The organism is Verrucomicrobiota bacterium (assembly GCA_019247695.1).
Lineage (GTDB): Bacteria > Verrucomicrobiota > Verrucomicrobiia > Chthoniobacterales > JAFAMB01 > JAFBAP01.
The window spans coordinates 24,033-48,854 of record JAFBAP010000063.1; the positions used below are offsets into that span (position 1 = coordinate 24,033).

At 59.8% G+C, this 24,822-nt stretch carries 17 protein-coding genes, 1 tRNA gene and 1 pseudogene; 14 read left to right on the top strand and 5 right to left on the bottom strand.

What is annotated here, in order from left to right; translation table 11 throughout:
* Positions 1–197 precede the first annotated feature (197 nt).
* From JO015_06640 to JO015_06655, 4 genes and pseudogenes are all read left to right on the top strand, one after another.
* Positions 198–2,520: pseudogene (locus JO015_06640) on the top strand (SAM-dependent DNA methyltransferase).
* Positions 2,517–3,926, top strand: coding sequence for a putative DNA binding domain-containing protein (locus JO015_06645; protein ID MBV9998778.1), 1,410 nt, complete (start codon positions 2,517–2,519; stop codon positions 3,924–3,926). The pseudogene JO015_06640 and the gene JO015_06645 overlap by 4 nt, the downstream one beginning before the upstream one ends.
* 124 nt (positions 3,927–4,050) lie before the next feature.
* Positions 4,051–4,857: a restriction endonuclease subunit S gene (locus JO015_06650; protein ID MBV9998779.1), complete on the top strand. Its 807-nt coding sequence runs from the start codon at positions 4,051–4,053 to the stop codon at positions 4,855–4,857.
* A 44-nt stretch (positions 4,858–4,901) separates the two neighbouring features.
* A complete protein-coding gene (locus JO015_06655) occupies positions 4,902–7,895 on the top strand; it encodes a type I restriction endonuclease subunit R (GenBank protein MBV9998780.1) in 2,994 nt (997 codons plus the stop codon).
* 282 nt (positions 7,896–8,177) lie between these two features.
* Here JO015_06655 and JO015_06660 read toward each other — a convergent pair.
* Positions 8,178–8,251, bottom strand: a tRNA-Gly gene (locus JO015_06660).
* Positions 8,252–8,388: 137 nt separating this feature from the next.
* On the opposite strand from JO015_06660, the gene rnr reads away from it, so the two are divergent.
* The 3 genes from rnr (at position 8,389) to JO015_06675 (ending at position 14,127) form a co-directional block, all read left to right on the top strand.
* Positions 8,389–10,575: a ribonuclease R gene (gene rnr / locus JO015_06665; GenBank protein ID MBV9998781.1), complete on the top strand. Its 2,187-nt coding sequence runs from the start codon at positions 8,389–8,391 to the stop codon at positions 10,573–10,575.
* A gap of 172 nt (positions 10,576–10,747) precedes the next feature.
* Positions 10,748–10,963 carry a DNA-binding protein gene (locus tag JO015_06670; protein ID MBV9998782.1) on the top strand — a complete coding sequence of 72 codons (216 nt, stop codon included), beginning with the start codon at positions 10,748–10,750 and terminating at the stop codon, positions 10,961–10,963.
* 368 nt (positions 10,964–11,331) lie between these two features.
* Positions 11,332–14,127: a pyruvate, phosphate dikinase gene (locus JO015_06675; protein ID MBV9998783.1), complete on the top strand. Its 2,796-nt coding sequence runs from the start codon at positions 11,332–11,334 to the stop codon at positions 14,125–14,127.
* A 214-nt stretch (positions 14,128–14,341) separates the two neighbouring features.
* Here the strand turns inward: JO015_06675 and JO015_06680 are convergent, their stop codons facing one another.
* From JO015_06680 to JO015_06695, 4 genes are all read right to left on the bottom strand, one after another.
* On the bottom strand, positions 14,342–15,304 hold the full coding sequence (locus tag JO015_06680; GenBank protein ID MBV9998784.1) for a PRC-barrel domain-containing protein: 963 nt from the start codon (positions 15,302–15,304) through the stop codon (positions 14,342–14,344).
* A 97-nt stretch (positions 15,305–15,401) separates the two neighbouring features.
* Complete coding sequence (locus JO015_06685; protein ID MBV9998785.1) at positions 15,402–16,115, bottom strand: glycosyltransferase family 2 protein; 714 nt, start codon at positions 16,113–16,115, stop codon at positions 15,402–15,404.
* Entirely contained in the window at positions 16,115–17,695 is a 1,581-nt protein-coding gene (locus JO015_06690) for a glycosyltransferase family 39 protein (protein MBV9998786.1), read from the bottom strand. The genes JO015_06685 and JO015_06690 overlap by 1 nt, the downstream gene beginning before the upstream one ends.
* Positions 17,692–18,354, bottom strand: a complete 663-nt coding sequence (locus tag JO015_06695) for a phosphatase PAP2 family protein (protein ID MBV9998787.1) — start codon at positions 18,352–18,354, stop codon at positions 17,692–17,694. Before JO015_06695 ends, JO015_06690 begins: the two co-directional genes overlap by 4 nt.
* Before the next feature lie 40 nt (positions 18,355–18,394).
* On the opposite strand from JO015_06695, the gene JO015_06700 reads away from it, so the two are divergent.
* From JO015_06700 to JO015_06730, 7 genes are all read left to right on the top strand, one after another.
* Positions 18,395–19,090 (top strand): outer membrane lipoprotein-sorting protein, encoded by a 696-nt coding sequence (locus JO015_06700; protein ID MBV9998788.1) that lies wholly within the window; start codon positions 18,395–18,397, stop codon positions 19,088–19,090.
* A 256-nt stretch (positions 19,091–19,346) separates the two neighbouring features.
* Complete coding sequence (locus tag JO015_06705; GenBank protein ID MBV9998789.1) at positions 19,347–20,045, top strand: hypothetical protein; 699 nt, start codon at positions 19,347–19,349, stop codon at positions 20,043–20,045.
* A complete protein-coding gene (locus JO015_06710) occupies positions 20,042–20,938 on the top strand; it encodes a glutamate/aspartate ABC transporter substrate-binding protein (protein ID MBV9998790.1) in 897 nt (298 codons plus the stop codon). The genes JO015_06705 and JO015_06710 overlap by 4 nt, the downstream gene beginning before the upstream one ends.
* 91 nt (positions 20,939–21,029) lie before the next feature.
* Positions 21,030–21,788, top strand: a complete 759-nt coding sequence (locus tag JO015_06715; protein ID MBV9998791.1) for an amino acid ABC transporter permease — start codon at positions 21,030–21,032, stop codon at positions 21,786–21,788.
* The gene (locus JO015_06720; protein MBV9998792.1) at positions 21,789–22,463 is read left to right on the top strand and encodes an ABC transporter permease subunit; all 675 of its coding nucleotides are present in this window, start codon (positions 21,789–21,791) and stop codon (positions 22,461–22,463) included.
* A complete protein-coding gene (locus JO015_06725) occupies positions 22,460–23,188 on the top strand; it encodes an amino acid ABC transporter ATP-binding protein (GenBank protein MBV9998793.1) in 729 nt (242 codons plus the stop codon). The genes JO015_06720 and JO015_06725 overlap by 4 nt, the downstream gene beginning before the upstream one ends.
* A gap of 155 nt (positions 23,189–23,343) precedes the next feature.
* On the top strand, positions 23,344–24,552 hold the full coding sequence (locus tag JO015_06730; GenBank protein ID MBV9998794.1) for a GNAT family N-acetyltransferase: 1,209 nt from the start codon (positions 23,344–23,346) through the stop codon (positions 24,550–24,552).
* Positions 24,553–24,822: the final 270 nt, after the last annotated feature.

The window sequence follows — 24,822 nt, forward strand, 5'->3', positions numbered from 1 at the left end:
TTTTGAAAAATTGTTGATTTGAGGTTTCCCGTTCGCTACAACGCGGGCGCTGCGAGAACAAAGATGAGGTCTGCTGGTGTCGTTTTAACCAGGTTAAGCAGAGCGGTGTTCCCTTTGCGCATCTGTTCGATGCTTAACCGAGGTCGGGTCCGGGTGCATGCCTGACCACCCCTTTGACCTCCACGTCCCGTGTCGAAATGGACCAAGCCACCCACAATAAAATCGTTTCTTTCATCTGGGGCATTGCCGACGACGTATTGCGCGACCTTTTCAAGCGCGGCAAATACCCGGACGTCATTCTCCCCATGGCGGTCTTGCGCCGGCTCGACGCGGTGCTGGAGCCGACCAAAAAGGGCGTCCTTGAAGTAAAGGAAATGCTCGACCAAGCCGGCATCACGGAGCAGCGGGCCGCGCTTTGCCAAGCTTCCGGCCAGGCATTCTATAACACCTCGAAGTTCACCTTGCGCGATCTCCGGTCTCGCAGCGGTCGGCAGCAGCTCCTGCAAGACTTTGGAGCTTACCTCGATGGCTTCTCGCCCAACGTCCAAGACATTCTGGACAACTTTAAGTTCCGCAACCAGATCCCCACGCTGTCGAAAGCCGACGCCCTCGGCACGCTGATCGAGAAGTTTCTCGACCCCGAGATCAACCTGAGTCCCAACCCGGTTCTCCACGGGGACGGCTCGCTCCGCCACCCGGCCATGGATAACCACGCCATGGGCACGGTGTTCGAAGAACTTGTTCGCCGCTTCAATGAAGAAAACAACGAAGAGGCCGGCGAGCACTGGACGCCCCGGGACGCCGTCAGGCTGATGGCAAACCTGATTTTTCTGCCCATTGCCGACGCGATCCAGTCCGGGTCGTACCTACTCTACGACGGCGCGTGCGGTACCGGCGGCATGCTCACCTTGGCGGAAGAAACGCTTCAGCGCCTTGCCGCCCAACGAGGCAAGCAGGTCGTCACCCACCTCTACGGCCAGGAGATCAACCCCGAAACCTACGCGATCTGCAAGGCTGACATGCTCCTGAAAGGCGAGGGAGCAAACGCTGACCAAATCGTCGGCGGTGCGGAATACTCCACCCTTTGTGGAGTTCGACTTCATGCTCTCCAACCCGCCTTACGGTAAGAGCTGGAAAAAGGACCTGGAAGCGATGGGCGGAAAAGACGGGATTCGCGACCCGCGGTTTCGGATCACGCATGCCGGCGATGCCGAATACTCGCTGGTCACCCGCTCCAGCGATGGCCAGATGCTTTTCCTGGCAAACCTGGTTTCCAAGATGAACCACAAAACGGCGCTCGGTAGCCGCATCGCGGAGGTTCACAATGGCTCCTCGCTGTTCACCGGCGATGCTGGGCAAGGGGAGAGCAACATCCGGCGCTGGATCATCCAGAACGACTGGCTGGAAGCGATTGTTGCCCTGCCGCTGAACCTTTTTTACAACACCGGCATCGCCACGTACGTCTGGGTGCTCAGCAACCGCAAAGCCCCAGAGCGCCAAGGCAAGGTGCAGCTCATCGACGCCACCCAGTGGTTCCGGCCCTTGCGCAAAAACCTCGGCAAAAAGAATTGCGAACTCTCCGAAGATGACATTCGCCGCGTCTGGGACGCTTACGCCGCCTTCGCGGAAACCGAGCAGTCGAAAATCTTTCCGAACGAGCATTTCGGTTACTGGAAAGTCACGGTTGAGCGCCCGCTGCGTTTGCACAGCCAGCTCACTATCAAAGCCATCGAGGCGCTCCGTTTCGCGTCTGGCGACGAGGACGTCCGTTCCGCGCTCTATGACGAGTTCGGTGAGGCGCTGTTCGAGAAATTTGTGAGCATCCAGCCTGCCCTGGAGAGACGGCTCACCGAATGGGGCACGGGTGACGGGGAAGACGAGGATCAGGAAGACTCATCCCCTCGTAAGGGTATGCCGGAGAAGAAAAAGAAGAAGCTACTCGATGCCAAAACCTGGGAGCGCGACGCCCGTTTGGTGGATACCGCCATCAAGCTGCATGGAACGATCGGTGGGGACGTATTCGAGGACCACAATCGGTTCCGCGACGAGGTCGAGTGGGCGCTTAAGAAACTGGCGTGCAAGCTTTCCGGTCCCGACCTGAAGCTCATCCTTCGGGCCGTGAGCTGGCGAGACGAAACTGCTCCGGCGGTCATCGCCAAGGTGCACAAAAGCGGCAAAGTTACGCCTGACCCGCTCCACGGCCGGTACGAGGCCGAGGTGGATGGGCGCACCTGCGTCGTGGAATACGAACCGGACAGCGAGCTGCGCGACACCGAACAGGTGCCGCTGCTGAAGCCGGGCGGCATCGAAGCTTTCCTTCGGCGGGAAGTCCTGCCCTACACGCACGATGCCTGGTTCGACGAAAGCAAAACCCAGATCGGCTACGAAATCAGCTTCACCCGCCACTTTTACAAGCCTCAGCCGCTCCGCACGCTGGACGAAATCCGGGCCGACATCCTGGCGCTCGAAAAGGAAACCGAGGGACTGCTCTCCGAGATTGTGAAGGGAGGCCATCTGTGAGCACGACCCCAGCACAGATTGACCTTTGGCGCAGCGCATCCTCCGAACACCAGCGTCTTGAATTCAAGGAAGCAAAAACTGGCTTCGATTATCACAAGACTTGCAAATATTGCATTGCTCTCGCCAACGAAGGTGGTGGCCAGCTGCTGCTTGGAGTGGCTGACGAGCCGCCGCGTCCCGTCGTCGGTACCGCCGCTGTAAACGATCCCGTCAACATGGCGGAGAAGCTGTTCCAAACACTTGGATTTCGCGTCGATGTTGATGAGGTGAACCATCCCGACGGACGCGTCGTCGTGTTTCGCATTCCATCGCGACCTCGCGGGACGGCTTACCATCTGGATGGAGCTTACCTCATGCGGTCAGGGGAGAGGCTAGTACCCATGAGCGAAGATCAGTTGCGCCGCATCTTCGCCGAGGGCGAACCGGACTGGCTGGAAGAAAGCACCCAACAGCAACTGGACGCCCAGCAAGTTGTGGAATTGCTGGATACCCAGTCGTTTTTTGAATTGCTGAAGCTGCCTTACCCCTCCGAACAAAAAGGCGTGCTCGACCGCCTCGTTCAAGAGCGCTTGGTGGAGTTTGACGGCAGCGCCTACACGATCCGACGGCTCGGTGCACTCCTGTTGGCCAAGCGGCTGCAAGATTTCCCGGACATTTCCCGGAAAGCTCCACGCGTGGTGGTTTACACCGGTACCTCGAAGCTCGACACCAAGTTGGACCAACTTGGCACCAGGGGTTACGCCGCGGGCTTTCAGGGACTTGTCCGGTTCATCATGGGGCAACTCCCGCAGAACGAAGTGATCGAGGACGCTTTGAGAAAAGAGGTCAAACTCGTGCCGGAGATCACCATCCGTGAGTTAGTGGCCAACGCTCTCATCCACCAGGACTTTCGCATCACTGGAGCGTCCATGATGGTGGAGATTTATGGTGACCGCATCGAAATTTCCAATCCCGGCGAACCCGTAGTCCCAGTCGAGCGGTTCATCGACGGTTACCAGTCTCGTAATGAACGCTTGGCCGACTTGATGCGCCGCATGCGTATCTGCGAGGAGAAGAGCAGTGGTATCGACAAGGTGGTCCATGCGGCAGAGGTTTATCAGCTCCCCGCTCCAGATTTCCGCACCGGTCACCGCCGCACTGTTGTAGTGATCTTTGGCCCGAGAGATTTCGAAGAGATGGACCGGGACGACCGTATCCGCGCCTGTTACCAGCACTGTGCTCTTAAGTGGGTAATGGGCGAACGAATGACCAATCAATCTCTTCGTGAGCGTTTTCACTTAGCGGAGAGCAAGAGCGCCAGCGTCTCCCAGGTCATTGCCGCGGCCATCGAAACCGGAGTCATCAAGCCGGACGAAAAAGTCGGCGCTTCTCGGAAATTCGCGCGCTATCTCCCCTATTGGGCCTAAAAATTTATTTAAGCGCAACCCAAATGAAACCACCGCTTTACGCACAAATACCTCAGAATAAAGAACTTCCTTATTTAAGCGTTTGCCCGCGCCTTGAGGCCGTCGCGTGGAAACGGAGCCAGCCATGATCCATGGCCTCAAGCCTTACCCGGAATACAAACCCTCCGGCATCCCTTGGCTCGGCGAGATCCCGCAACATTGGGAATTGGTTCCGCTCAAGAGCATCTGCACCATTCAATCAGGCGTGACTCTCGGCAAGCTCTACATCGGTGAAGACTTGACTGAGTTTCCGTATCTGCGTGTTGCGAATGTCCAGGCTGGCAGGCTCGACCTTTTAACAGTGAAAACTCTGCGCCTGCCTTCTCACGAAGCGAAACGTTCAATGCTTCAGAAGGGTGACGTTCTAATGACTGAAGGCGGAGACCCGGACAAACTTGGTCGCGGCTGCATTTGGAATGGCGAAATCAGCCCATGCCTTCATCAAAATCATGTCTTTGCAGTGAGGCCGAATAGCGACCGACTACGCCCGCATTTCCTCGCTGCGCTCCTGGGGTCGCATTACGCAAAGCTCTATTTTCTGCGCACGGCTAAACAGACCACCAATCTCGCCTCGACCAACAAGACCACCATCGGTCAGTTTCGCGTGCTTCTGCCGAGCGTGGATGAGCAAGATGCAATGCTGCGCGGTCTGGAAGTGGCGGTAAGCCCAGTCACCACCGCTATTCGCCACATCGAGCGTGAAATTGCCTTGCTGCGTGAATACCGGACCCGGCTCATCACAGACGTGGTGACAGGCAAGCTGGACGTGCGCGAAGCCGCTCGCCACCTGCCTGCTGAGCCGGAAACCGAGGAATTTACGGCAATGGATGAGGCGGACGACACGGTTGAAGGCGCATCGTCCGCGTTGGACGAGGAGAACATCACAGCGTGATCGGTGCCTACCGGACCATCTACACGACATCACCCTAATCAGCGATGCCCACAACCGATACCTCTGAGCGGGGCCTGGAGAGCCTCATCATCCGCCACATGACTGGAACGGATGGGCTTTTCGCTGACAACGGCGCTGAAGCGGTGCAGGAGGCACCTGCAGCGTTACCGGGTGGCACCGGCTGGATTGCAGGCCGGAGCAGCGATTACGACCGGACCCACGCGCTCGACGCGGTGCAACTCTTTATGTTCCTCGCGGCGACCCAGCCTGAAGAAGTCAAGAAGCTGGGGATCACCAGCTACACCGACTCAAAGAACCCCGCACGCCTCAAGTTCCTCGCGCGCGTGCAGTCGGAAATCACCAGGCGCGGCGTGATCGACGTCCTGCGGCACGGCATCAAGCACGGGCCAGTGGCGGTCGATCTGTTTTACGGGATGCCCTCGCCGGGGAACACCAAAGCCGAGGCGCGGCACGCGGCGAACCGTTTCAGCGTGACCAGGCAGCTCCGTTACAGCCTCGACCAAAGCCGGTGGGCCTTGGACCTGTGTTTGTTCATAAACGGCCTGCCGGTGGCTACTTTTGAGCTGAAGAACAGCCTGACCAAGCAGACGGTGGAAGATGCCGTTGAGCAATACCGGCGCGATCGTGACCCTCGCGAACTGCTCTTTCAGTTTGGGCGCTCCGTGGTGCATTTTGCGGTGGATGACCAGGAGGTGCGCATGTGTACCGACCTGAGGGGTAAAGGCTCCTGGTTTTTGCCGCATAACCAGGGCTGGAACGACGGCGCCGGTAACCCGCCGAACCCGGACGGGCTAAAGACGGATTACCTCTGGAAATGCCTCCTCACGCCGCGGAGTCTGACGGACATTCTCGAAAACTACGCTCAGGTCATCGAGGAAAAGAACGAAAAGACCGGCAAGAAGAAATGGAAGCAGGTTTTTCCGCGTTTCCATCAACTCGACGTCGTCCGGCGGCTTCTGGCCGACGTGACCGAGCACGGTGCCGGCCGCCGCTACCTCATCCAGCATTCGGCCGGCAGCGGCAAATCGAATTCTATTGCCTGGCTGGCGCATCAGCTCATCGGTGCGCGCAAGGATGGGAAAGAAGTCTTCAATTCGATCATCGTCGTGACCGACCGGCGCATCCTTGACCAGCAGATCGAGGCCACAATCAAGCAGTTCGCTCAGGTGGGTGCGACTGTCGGTCACGCAGGGCATTCGGGCGACTTGCGAAAGTACATTGAGGGCGGGAAGAAGATCATCATTTCTACAGTCCAGAAGTTCCCGTTTATACTCGACGAGATCGGCGACGAACACCGAGGCCGCACCTTCGCGATCATCATCGACGAGGCGCATTCCAGCCAGGGCGGTAAAACCTCCACGGCGATGAGTGAGGCCCTCACCGACCCGGAGGACACGGTCAACGACGCGCTTCAAGAGCGCATGGAGGCGCGAAAGATGCTGACGAACGCCAGCTATTTTGCGTTTACCGCGACCCCGAAGAACAAAACGCTCGAAATCTTCGGCGAGCCCGAGCCCACCACTGACGGCAAGGTGCGGCGCCGGCCGTTCCACAGCTACACCATGAAACAGGCCATCCAGGAAGGATTCATCCTGGACGTACTCAAGAGCTATACCCCGGTCAACAGCTATTACAAGCTGGTGAAAACGGTCGAGAGCGACCCGGAGTTTGACACCAAAAAGGCAAATAAGGAGCTGCGCCGCTACGTCGAAAGCCACGATCACGCCATCCGGCTGAAGGCCGAGGTCATGGTCGACCACTTCCACGAACAGGTGCTCGCCTTAAACAAGATCGGCGGCCAAGCACGGGCAATGGTGGTTTGCAGCGGTATCGAACGGGCGATCCAATATTTGTATGCGATCCGCGGTTACCTCCAGGAGCGGAAGAGTCTGTATCAGGCAATCATCGCCTTTTCCGGCGAGCCCGAATTCAAGGGAGTAAAGGTCACCGAAGCCTCGCTGAACGGTTTTCCGAGCTCAGCAATCGCTGACCGGATCCAGGAGGATCCGTATCGGTTCCTGATCTGCGCGGATAAGTTCCAGACCGGTTATGATGAGCCGCTTTTGCACACCATGTACGTGGACAAGTCCCTGGCCGGCATTAAAGCCGTGCAGACGCTCTCACGCCTGAACCGGGCGCATCCACAGAAGCACGACGTGTTTGTCCTCGATTTCCTGAACGACGTTGACACGATCACCAAGGCGTTCTCCGATTATTACCGAACCACGGTCCTCAGCGAGGAAACGGATCCCAACAAACTGCACGACCTCAAGGCGGCGCTGGACGGTTACCAACTCTACGCACCCGACGAGATCAACGCGTTTGTGGCGTTTTACCTCGAGAATGCGGTACGTGATAAACTCGACCCGATCCTCGACCGGTGCGTTGCCGTTTATAAAGAGCAACTGGACGAGGATGGCCAGGTCGATTTCAAAGGCAAAGCCAAGGCGTTCGTCCGCACCTATGACTTCCTGGCCTCGATCCTGCCGTATACGACTGCCGACTGGGAAAAGCTTTCGATTTTCCTGAATTTCCTGGTTCCGAAGCTGCCCGCCCCGAAAGAAGAAGACTTGTCCAAAGGCATCTTGGAGTCCATCGACATGGACAGCTACCGCGCCGAAAAGAAGGCTGCGATGAGAATCCTGCTGCCCGACGAGGGTGCCGAGATCGAACCGGTGCCGACGAGCGGCGGCGGGCGTAAGGCCGAGGTGGAGCTGGATCGCCTGAGCAACATCCTTAAGACGTTCAATGACCAGTTCGGGACCCTGTTTACGGACGCTGACCGGGTTGCCAAGCCGATCAAAGAAGACATTGCGCCCAAAGTTGCCGGCGACCAGGCGTACCAGAACGCCAAGAAGAACACGCCGAGCACGGCGCGCTTGGAGCACGACAAGGCGCTTGAACGAGTGGTTGTGGCGCTGCTTAAGGATGACACGGAACTTTACAAACAGTTTTTTCAGAACCAATCATTTCGCCGCTTCCTGACCGACACGGTCCATACGCTCACAAGCGCGTAAGCCGTGGTATCTGCTCTTATAAATCGAGACCGCCACCTTCGGCAGTCTGTACGAACTCCACGGAACGGCGAACTGCGTTGGCCTTCGGGAGCTTACGTTGGCCATTCACCCTTGGGGAAGGCCACGCGCCTACATTGGCGGGTCCGATGACCCGTCATCCAACTGTCCCGGATCCACCCAGCCCCGTCCGCAACCGAATACGAGGCTTGGTATTATGACTTCTTTTATGACTTACACACGTTTTCGAGGCCGAATCTACGTAAGTCCTTGGAAATGAAGGAGTGGAGCGGGTGAAGGGAATCGAACCCTCGTATGCAGCTTGGGAAGCTGCCGTTCTACCATTGAACTACACCCGCAGCGCTGTGAGGTCCGCAATATGGACGGCAATTTCAGCTTTGCCAATCACGAAATGTTGCCTCGTAAAAGGTCCGCCGTCCGAAGTAGTAGAGGATAAGGACAACGATCAATACGATCTCAGGACGTTTTAAAACCCATGGCGCGCGACCCGGAACCCCTTGAAGCACGGCTCCTGCATCTGCTGATGCAGCCCAAGTACCAGCCGTTGGCCAAGACCGATCTGGCGAAGAAGCTGCGGGTGCCCGTGGAGGAACGGTCCGCCTTTCGCAAGCTGCTGCAGCGTCTGGAAGCCGAGGGCCGGATCGCGCGGATCCGGAAAGAGCGGTACGTTCTGCCCGGCGATGCCGACCTGTTTACCGGCGTGCTGCAGGCAAACCCCCAGGGCTTCGGTTATATCCTGAATGAAACCGGCGACGGTCTGGGCGACGTCTACGTCTCCGCCGACAACATGGGGACGGCCATGCACGGCGACCGCGTCGTCGCGCGCATCATCCGGGATGATTCCGGGGAACTGCCGACCCTTCGCCGGCGCGCCGCCCGTTCGGGCCGGATCATCCGGATATTGGAACGGGCGAACGAAACGGTAGTCGGTACCCTGCAGCAATCCCGGCACTTTTTTTACGTCGTGCCGGACAACCCGGCATTGGTCCACGACATCTACGTCCGGTTGGACGGGATGGCCAAGCCGCCGTCAGTGAACGACAAGGTTGTGGTCCGGCTGGATCCCTGGGAGCACCGCCACGTCAACCCCGAGGGACAAATCGTTGAAGTGCTCGGCCCGGCCGGGGCGCCCGGGGTCGATATCCTTTCGATCATCCGGAAACACGATCTGCCGACGGAATTTCCGGCGGACGTGCTTCGCGAAGCCGAGCGGATAGCCTTTGACTTGCCCGAGCGGGAAAGGGAGCACCGCGAAGGTCTGCAGTCGTTGCCGGTGTTCACGATCGACCCCGTGGATGCGCGGGACTTTGACGACGCGATCCACGTGGTGCCGCACGGCAGCGGCTGGGAGGTCGGGATTCACATCGCTGACGTCTCGTTTTTTGTGCGGCCCCATTCGGCGCTCGATCGCGAGGCCCGGCGCCGCGGCAACAGCGTGTATTTCCCCGATCGCGTCCTGCCGATGTTGCCGGAACGGCTTTCCAATGGCGTCTGCAGCCTGCGTCCGGATGAAGAGCACCTCACCAAGAGCGTGTTCGTAAATTTCGATCGGCATTTCCGGCCCCAGAACGTACGGTTCGCCGCGACGATCATCTCCAGTCACCGCCGGTTTACGTATGAGGACGCGAGCCGCTTGCTGCGGGAACCTGACGGGGATGCCTTTTCCGGGCATTTGGCGCTGGCCTGGAGCATTGCTTCCCGGTTGCGAAAACAACGGTTTCGGGAGGGAGCGCTCGATTTGGAAATGCCGGAGGTTCGGGTTCGGGTGAACGCGCGGGGCGAACCGATCGCCGTGGAGCGGGAGGTGTACGACGAATCGCACCAACTCATCGAGGAATTCATGCTGCTGGCCAACGAGATGGTGGCCCGCGCAACCAGGGAACGGCTCCTGCCGTCTGCCTACCGGATCCACGAGGATCCGGACCCGGCGAAGCTGGAGGAGTACCGGGAGTTAGTGAAGTTTTACGGCATTCCGGTAGGCGACCTTACCCACCGGCGCGAAGTCCAGCGTCTGCTCGACCGGATTGCCGAGCGTCCGGAAGCGGCGGCGCTGCGGGTGGGGTTACTCCGCAGTTTGCGCAAGGCGGCGTATTCGCCGGAGCCGCTGGGGCATTACGGTTTGGCCAAGGCCGATTACACCCACTTCACCAGCCCGATCCGGCGGTATGCCGACCTGATTGTCCACCGGGCTTTCAACGCGCTGATCCAGGCGCCGGGATGGAAGTCGCAAGTGCCGAACTCGCGCCAGCTTCCCGACGTTTGCGAGCACATTTCAAATACCGAACGGGTTGCGGCAGACGCGGAACGCGAGGCCGTCCGGCTCAAAAAGCTGGAGTACCTCCAGAAGCTGCTGCGTACGCCCCACCGTTTTCCGGCCATCGTCACCGACGTGCGCAACTACGGTCTGATCGTCGAACTCCCGGACCTGCTGGTGACCGGCCTGGTTCACCTTTCCAGCCTCGACGACGACTTCTTCAGCTTCGACGCCGCCCGGCGCCAACTCATCGGGCGGCGCACCCGGATGACCTTCCGGACGGGTGATCGCCTCGAGGTACGGGTTAGCCGCGTTGACGCATTTAAACAACAGGTCGACTTTGCATTGCTCAGCAAAGCGCCCGCCCCAAAGGGTGGGCGGCGGTCCGGACCGGCGCACCGCGAATAGGTGCTCACTCACATCGGAGATAGGGCCGGTCCGCGCCGGTGTCCCATCGCCGCCCCGCCCCTCCACGAGCCAAAATCTCATTTACTCTGCGGCGGTTTTGTGCCAATTAACAAGATTCTCCCTTCGCTGTGGTGGGTTGGTGTTAAAAGGTTATTGGATTCCCCGAAACGTCATGGACAACGTAATTGTCACGCGCGAGTTGCAGGTCGAACGCAAGCATTTTTTCATCGAATTTCGAGAGAACGAAAGGGGCCGCTTTATGCGGATCACCGAAGAAGCGCACGGACGGCGGAACACGATCATTATTCCCAGCACCGGGCTGGATGATTTCATGTCGGCGGCTGGTGAGGTTATCCAGTCGGCGGAAAGGGTTCCGGCCGCTTCGTAAGGTGTCGACCGCAAAGGCGCGGGCAGAGGCGTCTGGCCCGTTTTTCGGGACCGCCGTGTCTTCGGCGGTTAGAGCTGTACCCGGATCCAATTAGGTGGGAAATTACTCAGAGGGATAGATAACCGTCTATATCCCGCCATTGGGTTCCGGGCCACCATCGGTCTTACTTCTCGATCCGCCTACCCAACCCATTGCTTCCAAGGCGGAGAACCTGAAATGCCGGTCCCGTTCGAATCACGGCCGGTAGGTAGACGACCTTCTGCACTGCGCTCCTGCGTTGACACGTTTACAAGCTTTGTTAGTTTTTTTAGCTGGTGGCTCAGCCTGGCCGCCCGGATCAGATCCTCTTAGAAAAATTTAATCGAAATATGCCAACGACATTGAAGAAGAAGAGCGCGGCCAAAAAAGCGCCCCAGCCTTCTAAATCGCCTCAAAAGTCCAAGCCAACGGCCGAAAATCTGAAACCCGCCAAACGGATTCGGTATGTTTACTATTTCGGGGACGGAAAGGCGGATGGTGATGGCAAGATGCGGGCCCTTTTGGGTGGCAAAGGAGCGAACCTGGCGGAGATGACGCGCATCGGGTTGCCGGTACCTCCCGGCTTCACGATCACAACCGAAGTTTGTACTTACTTCTACGAGAACAAAAAGAGTTATCCGCCTGAGCTCGAGGACCAGGTTGAGGCCGCCCTGGCCAAGGTCGAAAAATCCGTGGGCAAAAAGCTGGGGGATCGCAATAACCCGCTTCTCCTCTCGGTCCGGTCCGGTGCCCGCGATTCGATGCCGGGCATGATGGACACAATCCTGAACCTCGGCATGAATGACGACGTGGTGGAGATCGTCGCCGAAAAGAGCGGTAACCCGCGGTTCGCATGGGATTCGTACCGGCGCTTTCTTCAGATGTACGGCGATGTGGTGATGGGCGTGCAGAAGCGGGCAGGGGAGGAGCATGAGCCTTTTGAAACCGTGATCGAAGAGGTCAAACATGAGGCCGGGGTAGATAGGGATACCGACCTGACCGTTGAGCACCTCAAGAGCCTCGTCGAGCGGTTCAAACAGCTGATCAAGGAGCGAACGGGCAAGGTTTTCCCGCAGGACCCGCGCCAGCAATTGTGGGGGTCAATCGGCGCCGTCTTCGGGTCCTGGAATAACGACCGCGCCATCGTCTATCGCCGCAAGTACGGTATTCCGCATGAGTGGGGTACGGCGGTAAACGTCCAAACCATGGTGTTTGGCAACCGCGGGGATACCAGCGCGACGGGCGTGGCGTTTACGCGCGATCCGGCGACGGGCGAAAAAGTTTTCTACGGCGAGTACCTGATTAACGCGCAAGGCGAGGACGTTGTGGCCGGGGTTCGCACGCCGCACCCGGTGGCGCAGCTGGCCGAAGAGATGCCGGCGGCTCACAAAGAACTGCTGACGGTGCGCGACCTGCTTGAAAAGCATTTTCGCGATATGCAGGACCTCGAGTTCACCGTTGAAGAAAACAAGCTTTATATCCTCCAGACCCGTAACGGTAAACGGACGGGCCTGGCGGCGGTCCGCATCGCTACGGATATGGTTGGTGAGAAGCTGATCAGCCGTGAGGACGCCATTAAACGGATCCCGGCCGATTCGCTCTCGCATCTGCTCGCACCGATCTTTGACCGGCAGAGCGTAAAGAATGCTCGGAAGATCGCCACGGGTCTGGCTGCCGGGCCCGGCGCTGCCAGCGGCCGGGTGGTGTTCAACGCGAAAGATGCCGTGGATCTGGCTCATAAAGGCGAACGCGTGGTCCTCGTCCGGATTGAAACTTCACCGGAAGATTTGCGCGGGATGATCGCGGCCGAAGGCATCCTCACCGCACGCGGCGGGGTTTCTTCGCACGCCGCGCTGGTTGCGCGTCAGATGGGTAAGGTGTGCGTCTGCGGCGCATCGGCGCTCAAGATCGATTACGCCGCACAAACGGTGACGGCCGGCGATGTGACCCTCAAGCAGGGTGATTACATCTCGATCGACGGTACCGCAGGCGAGGTTTATGCCGGCCAGGTTGAAACCGCGGCGTCCGAAGTTGTCCAGGTGCTGGTCGAGAAAAAGCTCGATCCGAAAAAGAGCCAGGTTTACCAGGAATTTGCCTCGCTCCTGGGCTGGGCCGATAAAGCCAGCCGTCTGGACGTTCGTACCAACGCCGACACGCCGGAGCAAGTCGCTACCGCCCTCGCCTTCGGGGCCAAAGGCATCGGCCTTTGCCGCACGGAACACATGTTCTTCGAAGGTGATCGCATTGATGCGATGCGGGAGATGATCCTGGCCGAGTCGCTCGAGGAACGAAAGCAGGCCCTGGCGAAACTGCTGCCGTTCCAACGCCAGGATTTCGTTGGTATCTTTACTGAATTGAAGGGCTTGCCCGCGACGATCCGTCTGCTGGATCCTCCCTTGCACGAGTTCCTGCCCCACGCCGAGGCCCAGCAAAGAGAATTGGCGGACAAGCTCGGGGTGCCCGTTGAAAAAATCACCCGGCGCGTGCAGCAGTTACACGAATTCAACCCCATGCTGGGCTTCCGGGGATGCCGTTTGGGGGTCGTCTATCCCGAAATCACGGAAATGCAGGCGAGGGCGATCTTTGAGGCGGCCGCAGAGGCGCAAAAGAAGGGCACAAAAGTGCGCGTCGAAATCATGGTCCCGTTGATCGGTTTTTCGAAGGAACTCAAGCTGCAGATCGAGCTGATCCATCGGGTGGCGGCTGAGGTCGGCAAGGCAGCCAAAGCCAGGTTTAATTACCTGGTCGGTACCATGATCGAGATCCCGCGCGCGGCGGTCGTGGCTGATGAAATCGCCCGGGATGCGCAGTTCTTCAGTTTCGGCACCAATGACCTCACCCAGACGACCCTCGGCATGAGCCGGGACGATTCCGGAAGCTTCCTGCCGCACTACCAGGAGGTCGAGGTCGTGAGGAACAACCCGTTTGCCACGATCGATCAGGCCGGCGTAGGCAGGCTGATGGAAATGGCTCGCGACCAGGCCCACAAGACGAGGCCCGACATCAAGCTCGGCATCTGCGGCGAACACGGCGGCGATCCCGAAAGCGTGAAGTTCTGTCACCGGATCGGGCTGGATTACGTCAGCTGCAGCCCCTTCCGGGTGCCGGTGGCGCGGCTGGCCGCAGCACAAGCGGCCCTGGCTTAGCAAGGAACCATCACTGCCGGTAACCGGTTAAGATGCGAAAAGCCCGGCCGCACGGCCGGGCTTTTCATTTTCAACCCCTTCCAGAGCCGAGGTACCGGAGCCGATCCAGCCGGCACCTCTCCTTCAAGCGCAACACCTGGAGTTACCCTTCTCCAAACACTCCCGAAGGCCAAATTCTACCCGAAACTCGACACTCGACACTCGGCACCCGCTCCTACCGGTCGAGCCGTTCGCGTTCGCGGCCCCGTTCAGCTTCCGATTCCGCCCCGGTCAGCCCGCTTGATCCGGCTCCGGCTGTCCCTGCGCCCGTGCCGGTGCCGGCAGCGCCGGTGGGTTCGAGCAGGCCGGCCTGACCCGTATCCTCCAAACCTCTCCCGGTGCGGGTTTGGTCGGCGGAGGGTTCACGTTCCACCTCGCTCAACACTTCGTCGCGCTCACCGCGCCAGAATTTCCGGAGCCGGACCCGGCCGACCCCAAGGTCGCGCGTCCCTGCCCCTGACGGTCCCGCTTCGGGGGCAATATCCATTCCCGGGGCGATGGCCGGCCCTCCAGACGGCCGCTCCGTTTCCGCGATGCTCCCTGTTCCCGCACCTGGTTGCCCGATCAAATCGCCGCGTTCATCGGAAATGTCCCGGTCACCCGGCATTGCCGAGCTGCGCACGCCCGGAACCGTGGGTTCCCCGATCGGTTCCCGTGCACCAGCCGGCCCGCGTCCCACCACCGGGTTTTCAACCGAGTCCTCACGTTCGGCCCGCAAACCCGTTCCCGTCGTCCCGGCCAGGGTTCCCGCGTCCCCACCGGCTTCTCCGGCCGTGGGAAACGTCTCGCCGGTGGTCGCTTCCGCTTCTTCCCTGGTGATCCCGTAATAATCGTATACTTCGTCCTCCTGTGCAGCGGAGAGCTCTTCGTGCGCCGGGAAACTGGGCGCATCCTTCACAAAATCCGCCTGGTACGGCACGCGGACATGATCTTCCTGCAGTTCGGCGCTGTGAGCCGGCACGATGTGAGTCTTGCCGAAAATCCACCCGGTTTTCACTCCCAGAAACTCAACTTTTCCCGTGTCCTCGCCGGTCCACAATGCATCCAGGGTGCCGATGTCGTCACCGCGTTCATCAATGACCTTGCGCCCGAAGATGGAAGGGAAGGTCTGGTCTGTCAGATCGTCAAACGTGCTCATATGAAGAAACTTGGTCGTTCCGTACTGCTTCACCTTCGGTCGCTGCCGCCGGCGAAGCAGTGTTAACCAAGGTTCGCCCCCCTCAAAGGGTACGGTTCTATCCCGCTTGCGATCCCGGGCCGGCGGGCTTGAAGCGGATTCGCACCTGCCGGCTCACAAGCCAGCGTACCCCGAACATATCGACTGTGGCACGCACGGCGCGAGCACCGAAGGTGTATTTGCTCACGCCATGCCGGCGGGGCCGATGGTTGACCGGGATCTCGACAACCTTATAACCCAGGCCCTTGATCAAGGCCGGAATAAACCGGTGCATGCCGTAAAACAGGACCAGGGCTTCCCGGCACTCCGCGCGCATCGCTTTCAGGGTGCACCCGGTATCACGGACGCCGTCACCGGTAAACCGGCTGCGAACGCCGTTGGCAATCCGGCTTTGCACCCGCTTGAACCACGTGTCCTTCCGTTTGGCACGGTAACCGCACACCAGATCTGCTCCGGCATCAATTTGCGCCAGCAGGCGCGGGATATCCGCCGGATCATTCTGCAGGTCGCTGTCGATCAGGACCAGGATGCGCCCGTGCGCCGCCATGAGCCCGGCGTACATCGCGGCGCTTTGCCCGCTGTTTCGTTCAAACGCCAGCACGCGCACGTTGGGTTCGCGGTTGATGCGTTCCCGGCTCCGGTCAGTCGAGCCGTCATCCACGAAGATCAACTCGTGCGCGTAAGGGGCAAGCGTTCGGCCGAGCTCTTCCTGGAGCTGCGGGAGGCTATCCGCCTCGTTGTAGACCGGAATTATCACGGACAGCTCAACCATCACAACGGCAACGTTTGGTACTGGTAGCACGCGAAGATCCGCAACTGACGTAACGGCAGGTTACGGCGTTCCAGGGCGAACACCGCCACCAGTTCCCAGCGCGAAAACGCCCCCTGGATCGCCTGGGGCGGTCCGCCGGCCGGCCGGTCAGTAATGAAAAGCGCCGACCGGTTCATAAACGGATTGATCCCGGCCTGCTCCGTAAAAAGCGATTCAGCCCGGTTCGCCGGAGGCGGCGCGTCGACAAATTCGTCGTACCGAGGCCAAAACGAAAATTCATTCTCGATGTCCTGAGACTCCGGGATATACACCGGCGGGTGTCCGGGTCCCTCCAGGCACTTGTCTTTCAGGTAAAAGGCGAGCATCGAGGCGGTTTGATATTTGTTTCCGATGAGGAAAACTTTTTCGCCGAGCTTTTGCTCAAACCCTTGCCGGAATGCCTCGACACTTTCCGTCAACGACCTCCAGCCTCGTAACCGCGAACTCGGGTCAAGCGCATAAGGCCACCGATAACCCAGTATCCGCACCAGATCCGTTTCCAGGGTAAACAGGGTGACGACCGCTCCCAGCCCGAGCGCCGCCAGACAGAAACGGCCGGCCGGTTTACGGCTTCGCGACCAGCGCAGCCACTGCGCTGCCGCCAGGATCCCCAGGCTGACAAAGGCGGGCGCCGTCCAGTTCGGTTCGCCCGCCCGGTTAAGTGCCAGAATGAAGTAGGTGGCCAGGAGCGGCCAGGTGAAACTGAGCAGAAAACAAACCCGGCCGCTTTGAGACGCTTTAGGGATCGATCCGAAGAAGGCGGCCAGAAAACCGATGAACAAAAGGGGCGAATAAACCCCCAGATGAGCGCCCAGGAACTGGCCGGTTTGCGACAAGTGTATGCCGAATGGATGATCCAGCCCGCCCCGTTGGGACAAATGTTCCAGGGTGATCCACTCGTGCTGCTGATTCCAGATCAACGGCGGCAGCAGAAACGGCATAAACCCGAGCAGCAACGAATAAAAACCGGGCCGGCGGAGTTCTCCGCGGTATTTCGGCATGACCGCCAGGAAAAACAAGGCGGAGAACAGCTGAAACGCGTTGGTGTACTTCGCCAGGAACCCGGCGCCAATAAGCGCCCCGGTGAAGGGCCACCACCAGCAAAAGCGAGGGCTGCGCTCCAGGGCGAGCCAGAACGTGACCAGGGCGGCCGCCCAGAAGAAAATGGAAAGGGGATCAATGGTCATGACGATTGAGCCCACGTTGAAAATCGGCACCATGTTCAACGCGATCGTGGCCCAGAACGCCACGCTTTCACGGTAAAGACGCCGGGCCAGAAAATAGACCAGCAGGGAAGTTCCCAGGCCGAGCAGCGGGGAAAAAAAACGGACGCCGAACTCGGTGGCGCCCCAGAGGGTGGTGCCCGCCAGGATGGTCAGGGCGACGCCCGGACCTTTGCTGTAATAGCTGAGGTCCGGGTGCTGAGCCCAAAGGGTGTAGTAGGCTTCGTCAGGAGACAATTCGTAATTTGCCGCCAACACCCAGCGCAAGGCCGTCAGGGCGAGCAGAAACAGCAAGACAAACAAGAACCGCAATCTCATGGGCACGGCCCCGGGATGAGGTCCGGGTGGCGGCGGAACCAGTCGGCAAACCACCTCGGGCCGAGCCCCTGATACAGGCGCCCGTAGATCTGCGCCAACAGCCAGGCAAACACGATACCGAGCGCCGCGGAAACCGCCACGTCGCTCGGCCAATGCGAACCGCAGTAAACCCGGGAATAGGCCACCAGTGCCGCCGGCGCCGCGTAGAGCCAGCCCCACCGTCTGAAAAACAGGACCGCGGTCGTGGCAATGACCGCGTTATTCATGGCGTGCCCTGAAGGAAACGAACGGCCGCCGTCCTGCAATGGTGTTTGCGGCGCGGGCGAGTATTCCACCCGCGGGGGTTGCAGCGCCCCGAAGAATGCCGGATGCGTGTGCCGCAGGCTTACCTCCCGCACGCCGGCAAGCGCTTCGTGCGGCCGCGCCCGGTGGACCCATTTTTTGGTGAATTGGGTAAAAACCCCATCCGTCAATCCCACCGACACCAGGGTCACAACGACGAAGCTACGCATTCGAACCCCGCCTTTCCATAACAGCAGGAGGCCCGCCAGGACCAGCAGCGGCAGCCAGACCGAGAAGTTCGTGATCGTGGCCATCAGGGAATCCAACGCGGGGTTTGTCCAGTCGCGGTTGATCAGGAGCAGCAGCGTTTTGTCCATGCGGCATGAGGCGGGACGGGTAAGCTAAAACACCGTTTTTATGAGACAAGTAAAGAATCTCCTGTGCCTGCTGCTGTGCTGCGCGGCCCTCAGCTACTTGCCGGCAGCGCTGGCTCAGCAAGACGCACACGCCATTCTGGACCAGATCCGCGCCGCGCAGGGCCAGCTCAACGAAGATTTGACGGGCCAATTGCGCCTGGCGGACGGAACCGTGATCCCCTTCCGGCTACGGCTGCGCGGCGCGCAGGTCACCTACGAGTTCGACAACCCGAGGGAATCCCTGACGTTGGACCTCGGTGAAACCGGGTCTCAACTGCGCGATGAAACCCAGGCAGGATCTCAACGGCTGACCGGTAGCCGGTTGCTCCAGCCGGTACGCAACTCCGATCTCACCTACGAGGACCTGTCCCTTCGATTCATTTACTGGCGGCGCGCGACGGTTGAAGGAGAGCAGCCGGTCAAGACGGTGTCTTGCTGGATTATCCTTGTCCAACCGCCGGGCGGCAGCGAAAGCCAGTACGGGTCGGTGCGCTTGTGGGTTCAGAAAGACGGCGGCGCTCTCATGCGGGCCGAAGGGTTCAACCGGCAAGGCCAACTGATCAAACGTTTTGAACTCATTTCCGGCCAGAGAATCGGCGGGAAATGGTGGCTCAAGCAGATGCGCATCGAGCAACTTGATCCTCAGACGCGCCGGATAATTTCGCGTACTTACTTGGAAATTAATGCGCCGTCATAAATAAAGTTCTTGCATAAAGTTCTTGCCATAAGGCCGCATTTATTCAAACGATGGCGGCCGAAGGCTTCCCCCGCGTTAAACCCGACTGCAGGTATATAGATTGTAAGGTTGACACACCCCGGGGGTGCCTCTAGGTTCGCCGCCTCTTCCCGGTATGACGCGACAAATATTCTTGACTTTGGTGTGTGGTTTGATCTCGGGCATCGTACACGGCCAGTCAGTGAATGAGCGCGCGGCTAAATTTACCGAAAACGCGATGAAACTTCGCGAGGAAGTGCTCTTTAAAATTCAGCCCAGCCCCTGGCGCAATCGGCCCGGCACGCCCCTTGACGGCAAGTACCCGTGGCACAACGCCATCGTGACCACCGTCTTCTGGGTGGGTGAGATGCCCGCCGGCAATAACCCGGTCCCCAATTACGCCAGCGCTTGGGACCTCAACTGGGCGCGGAATTTCGGCGGCACCGATTATCCTGAGAGCCGGCGCGGATTTATCCCGGCCTCGTTCGTGCCGCGCCAGAACCCGTTCTACATCGCCCTTCCTTACAACGACGTGAGCGGCGGCCGGACCAAACCTGAGGCCAGCCAACTCATTCCCTGGTTCAAAGCGGCTTTCGTCCAATTTGGCCATACGGTTCTGAAAGATCGCTGGGTGGCCATTCGCAAAGGCGAAAGAATGTGTTATGCCCAGTGGGAGGATGTCGGCCCGTTCCGTACCGATCATGTCGAATACGTTTTCGGGTCGGAACGGCCGCGGCCCAACCTGAACCGCGGGGCCGGTCTCGACGTCTCCCCGGCCGTGCGCGATTACCTTGGGATTTCCAGCACTGACACGACGGATTGGAAATTCGTCGAGTTCACCGAGGTGCCGCCCGGTCCGTGGGGGCTTTACGGCGATAACAACACGTTTGTGCTCGAACGTCACAAACGCGAAGAGCAACTCGCCAGCCGCCGATGAAACGTTTTTTGCTGGCTGCCGGCAGCCTGATGGTGTTTGCCGCGGTGCCCGGCATCGCCGCCGCGGAGGAGCTTGCCGGCACCTTGAAGAAGATCAAGGATACGGGGGTGATGGTGATCGGCCATCGCGAGTCGTCCATCCCGTTTTCCTATTACGACGACAAAAACCAGGTCGTGGGTTACTCCCAGGATTTGGCGATGCTCGTCGTGGAAGCCGTTAAGAAAAAACTCAACCTGCCGGGGCTCCAGGTGAAACTCACCCCGGTCACTTCGCAGAACCGCATCCCCCTGGTCCAGAACGGCACGGTCGATCTGGAAGCAGGCTCCACGACTCATAACGCCGAGCGAGCCAAACAGGTCGCCTTTTCCGACACCACCTTCGTCGTCGGCACGCGGCTGCTGGTAAAGAAGGGTTCGGGGATCCAGGATTTTCCTGACCTCAAAGGCAAAAACGTCGTCACCACGGCGGGCACCACGTCGGAGCGCATTCTGCGTGAGTTGAATGGAAAGGGGCTCGGCATCAACGTCATCAGCGCAAAGGATCATGGTGAAGCGTTCCTGATGCTGCAAAGCGGGCGGGCGGCGGCCTTCATGATGGATGATGCCCTGCTGGCCGGCGAACGCGCGAAGGCCCGTAAGCCGGATGATTGGGTCATCGTGGGAACGCCGCAGTCGAAGGAGGCGTACGCGATGGCGTTGCGGAAGGACGACCCCGGGTTCAAGCAGGTCGTCGACGCAGCGGTTGCGGAAGCGGAAACTTCCGGTGCAGCCGCCAAACTGTATCAGAGATGGTTCGAGTCGCCGGTACCTCCCAAAGGCCTCAACCTTGATCTGCCCTTGAGCGATGATCTCAAAGAGGTCTTCGCGCATCCGACCGACCAAGCCTACCAGTAAGAAGGTGTGAGGGAAAGCTCATGAAGTTCGCCGGCCTCGGTTCCCATCTGCCTTTGTGGTCGCCGTGTGGGAACCGAGGCCGGCGAACTTCATGAGCTTTCCCTCGCACACTTTCCTGGGCCTGGACTGGAGCATTTTCAGCCAGCCGGCGTTCGATCGCAGCGGCACGTATTTTCAATTCCTGCTCGTCGGGCTGCAGTGGACCTTGATTATTTCCATCGCCGGGTGGGCGATCGCCTTCGCCGTCGGATCGATCGCCGGGATCATGCGGACCTTGCCGGGCCGCGTCCTGCCGTTCGTTGCCGCCGTTTACGTCGAGGTCTTTCGTAACGTTCCGTTACTGGTCCAGCTGTTCCTCTGGTATTTTGTAATGCCTGAGCTCGTTCCCGGGATCGGAACGTGGTTCAAGCAGGACCTCAGTCCCTTGTTGCAGCAATCGGTGGCGGGGGTTCTCTGCCTCGGCTTTTTCACCGGCGCCCGCGTCGCCGAACAGGTGCGTTCCGGCCTGGGTTCGCTGCCCCGCGGCCAGCGGGCTGCCGGGCTCGCCCTCGGCTTTAACCTCGCGCAGGTTTACCTCCTGATCCTGCTGCCGGTGGCTTATCGCATCATCATTCCCACGTTGACCTCCGAATTCCTGAATATCGTTAAGAATTCGGCGGTGGCTTCCACCATCGGTCTGGTCGAACTCTCCCGCCAAAGCCAGCAGTTGGGGGAATTTACCGCGCATTGGTACGAGTCTTTTATCGCCGTAACCCTCCTGTACGCCGTCATCAACGTCGTCGTCATGCTGGCGGCGCGTTACCTTGAACGGGCAGCCCGCCTGCCCGGGCTGGTTGGAGGCCATAAATAAATGCCGGCATTGGACTGGAGTTCGATCCCGGGCGCCCTGCCGTTTTTGTGGGGTGGCATGCTGGTCACGTTGTCGATCACCGGGATTGCCATCCTGGTCGGGATCCTGCTGGGCACCCTGATTGCCATGGCCCGTTTGTCCGGCAACGGGATTCTGTCCGGCATCGCGGCCTTGTACGTCAACGGGTTCCGTTCTATCCCGCTGGTGATGGTCCTGCTCTGGTTCTACCTGCTGGTTCCCCAGTTGATTCAGGCATTGTTCAAGACTCCAGGGGCCGACATCCGGCTGGTATCCGCTTTCGTGGCTTTTTCGCTCTTTGAGGCGTCTTACTACGCGGAAATCATTCGTGCGGGCATCCAAAGCGTTTCGCGCGGCCAGGTTTCCGCCGGCCTGGCCCTGGGTATGTCACGCGCCCAGACCATGCGCCTGATTGTCTTGCCCCAGGCGTTCCGCCGGATGTTGCCCCTGCTTCTTACCCAGGCAATCATCCTCTTCCAGGATACCTCGCTGGTTTATGTCATCGGGCTCTCCGAGTTTTTCGGCGTCGCTTACCGGACGGGAGACCGCGACGGCACGATCGTTGAGCTCCTCCTGTTTGCCGGGGCGGTCTATTTTGTGGTCTGTTTTGCCGCCTCCGGCATCGTGCGGGTATTACAGAAAAAAATCGCGTTATGATCTCCATTCAGGATATCTCCAAGTGGTACGGCGAGTTTCAGGTCTTGCGCGATTGCACGACGCGCGTCGAGAAAGGGGAGGTCGTCGTGGTTTGCGGGCCCTCAGGCAGCGGCAAGTCGACCTTGATCAAGTGCGTGAACGGACTGGAGCCGTTCCAGAAAGGCGAGATCCGCATCGAGAACGTCTCGGTGGGCCATCGCCGGACCAATTTACCCCGGCTGCGCGCCCGCGTCGGGATGGTCTTCCAGCATTTCGAGCTCTTCCCGCATTTAACGGTGATGCAGAACCTGACGATCGCGCAACAGCGGGTGCTGAAGCGAAAAGGCCGGGATGCGACCGACAAAGGTCTTGCGCTGCTCGACGTGGTCGGCTTGAAGGCGCACGCCCAGAAATACCCGGCCCAGCTCTCCGGCGGGCAGCAACAACGGGTCGCGATCGCCAGGGCCCTGGCCATGGATCCGATCGCCATGCTCTTCGACGAACCCACCTCCGCCCTGGATCCGGAAATGATCAAGGAAGTCCTCGACGTGATGGTGCGCCTGGCCCAGGAGGGCATGACCATGATGGTCGTCACTCACGAGATGGGGTTCGCCCGGCGCGTCGCCAACCGCGTCATCTTCATGGACGAGGGCCAAATCGTTGAGGACCGCCCGAAAGACGACTTCTTCAAAGATCCGGGTACGGAACGGGCCCGGCAGTTCTTGTCGAAGATCCTGGCCCATTGAGAGTGCCGGGTGCCGGGTGCCGGGTGTCGAGTAGAGTGCGAACAAGACCACGCCATCGCCTCCATGTGCGTCCATCTGTGTAATCTGTGGATGGATCTCTTTTCTGCGTTGTCTGCGTGTTCTGCGGATGTTCTGTTCTCTCCGTGGACCGCCGCGTGACCGACACCCGACACCCGACACCCGACATCCGACACTTCTTCCCGTTGCGCTTCAAAGCATCATTCGGGACCGCGGTCCTGGTCGAGCGTGCGCCGCCGGAGGACCAGGCGATCTGGGAAAGCAGCTTCGCGGACCGTATCACTGACCACCGGTATTATGAACTGACCCAGGATACCCTCGGTGCGCAGTTCGAGCATCGGTACCTGTTGCTGAAAGGGGCGGACGAAACGACGCGTGCGGTGCAGCCGGTTTTTGTCGTGCTGCAGGATCTCGTTACCGGTATGCCGCCGCTGTTTCGGCAAGCGGTCGAACGGGTCCGCAAACGTTTTCCCGGCTTTCTCAAGCTTCGCATGCTCATGATCGGTTCTTCTGCCGGGGAGGGAGATCTCGGGCGGGACGTCACCAGCGGGGAGGTTGGCTGGACCGCGCAGGCCCTGGGCGAAGTTTTGCCGCCGCTCGGGCGCAAACTCCGGGCCACGCTAATCGTTTTCAAGGATTTCCCGGCCGCTTACCGCCCGGTGCTCGATTCGCTGAAACGATCCGGATTCACCCGGGTACCCAGCATGCCCGCCACCGGGTTGACGCTCGATTTCGAGAGCTTTGAGGATTACCTGGCGAAACGCCTGTCCCACGCCTATCGCAAAAATCTACGCCGCAAGTTTCGCAAGGCGGCGCAGGGCGCCCCGCTGGCCTTCGACGTGGTGTCCGACGTCACGCCGTGGGTCGACCAATTGGTCCCCTTATACCGCGCGGTGCTCGAGCGTTCAGAGCTGAAATTTGAGGAACTGAACGCTGCCTACCTGAGCGAGTTGGGGCGCCGCCTGCCTGATCGTGCCCGTTTTCTGCTCTGGCGGGAAGGGGACCGCATCGTGGCCTTCGCTTGCTGTTTAGTCCATAACGGCGTGCTCAAGGACAACTACATCGGCCTTGATTATTCCGTCGCCCTCGACCGCCACCTTTATTTCGTGACCTGGCGGGACACGGTGATCTGGGCCCTGGAAAACGGATGCCGCACTTATCACAGCGCCCCGTTAAACTATGATCCGAAGCTGCACTTCCGCATGCATCTGGAACCGCTCGACCTCTACGCACGAGCGACGCGGCCGTGGCTCAACCCCTTATTCGCCATGATTCTGCCGTGGCTCGAGCCGACGCGGTACGACCGCGCGGTGCAGCAGTTCCCCAATAAAGCCGAACTCTGGTGAGGGTGTCGGGTGTCGGGTGTCGGGTCATACGGCGGGCACGGCGATTTGGCGGGCACAACGTAAGAGTTCACACGGCGAACACGGCGGGCCACGGCGAACACGGCGGAAGGAAGAATGCCACCGATGAGGGCTGCGGGTTGGGCACGCCGGGAATCTACGCCGTCTTTGCCCCGGAGCGGCGGTTGGCGGTAGCCGGGAACTTTAGTGCCGAGTCCTCTCGCCGCCGCTCCGGGGCAAAGACGGCGTACTTCTTGCCAAGTGCCGAATGCA